Raw genomic sequence first — 1206 nt, 5'->3', positions numbered from 1 at the left:
CTAGAAGGCTGCTGAAAATCTTGTTTGAGGGGCTGCTCGGCTGTGGGCCGGGCGGCCCTTTCGCTATGCGGTGGCCGGGGTGAGGTGCCAGCTGCCGTTGGCCCGGTTGAGTCCGAGGTTGATCAGTCGGCGGAGGTTGAGAGCGGCAGCGCGGTGGTGGAACCAGATGTTGTTGGCGATGACGCCGCGGTACGGGACGCGGCGGTTGCCCTTGGCGACCAGCCAGGCGATGGCACGTTCAACGGGTGGCCGCCATCTGCGGTATTCGTTCTGCCAGACCACATCAGTGGCGGCCTGGGCGCGGGCGGTGGCCAGCAGCTCGTGCTGGGGGTGGACGTTGAGAGTGCGCCCGGTCTTGGAGGTGGTGCAGCGTCCGCGCAGGGGGCAGTCGGTGCAAAGGCGTTTGAACTGTGCGGTGCGGGCGCCGTCTGCTTTGACCTGTCCAAGGTTGGCGGTGTGTCCGGCCGGGCAGGTCGCGGTGCCGGACGCGGTATTGATGAGGAAGTCGTCGATGGTGAAGCCGCCGGGGACGGCCTGCCGCAGCGGTGGCGGCTTGATCACCAGGGTGTGGCCGTCGGCCTGCAGTTGTTCGCGCAGGTGGCCGGTGCCGTAGGCGGAGTCGCCGAGCACGGTTAACTCCTGGCCCTCGTCCTCGTCGGCCAGCAGATCGCAGGCGACGGCGGCCTCGTGGTTGTCGGGGCCGTGGCCGCTGGTGAGGGCAACCGCGGTGAACAACCCGGTCTCCGGTTCGAAGGACGCATGCCCCTTGAAGCCGTCCTGGTGGCGGGTGCGGTTCTTGTGGATGTGCCGTGCGTCGGGATCGACGGTGGACACGGTCCGGTCCGCCACCGTGCGCTTGGCGATGCGCCATCGGCCGTCGCGCCCGTCGGAGTCCTCGGCCGGCTCCACGTCCTGGCCCGCGACCAGGGCCAGCAGGCCCACCGCATTCGCCGCCCTCTCCCCGAGCTCTTGTTCGGGCAGGTGCCCGAGCAGGTTGAGGGCGTCGGTGACCAGCGCGTCGACCAGTGCGGCGCGGGCGGCCTCGTCGTCCCAGGCGATCCTCGGCTTGCCCGGGTCGGTGTAGTCGTGCGCCGTGCACCACTGCTCCGCGGTCTCCCCGGCGCCGGGGACCTCGCGGATCACCCGGCGGATCGCGGAGATGATCTGGGTGACGGTGTCCTGGGTGGCCACCGCGTCATCGAGCAC

Annotated in this window: 1 protein-coding gene; it reads right to left on the bottom strand. The window is 69.9% G+C overall.

Annotation, left to right across the window (positions count from 1 at the left end; all coding sequences use genetic code 11):
* Positions 1 to 63 precede the first annotated feature (63 nt).
* Positions 64 to 1206 (bottom strand): transposase (locus ACIBJF_RS53520; protein ID WP_399185133.1); only part of this gene is annotated, 1143 nt, incomplete at its 5' end.

The sequence above is a fragment of the Streptomyces sp. NPDC050743 genome, assembly GCF_044456925.1.
GTDB lineage: Bacteria > Actinomycetota > Actinomycetes > Streptomycetales > Streptomycetaceae > Streptomyces.
The sequence above is the reverse complement of the archived record's forward strand: the minus strand, read 5'-3'. Positions and strand labels throughout refer to the sequence as shown.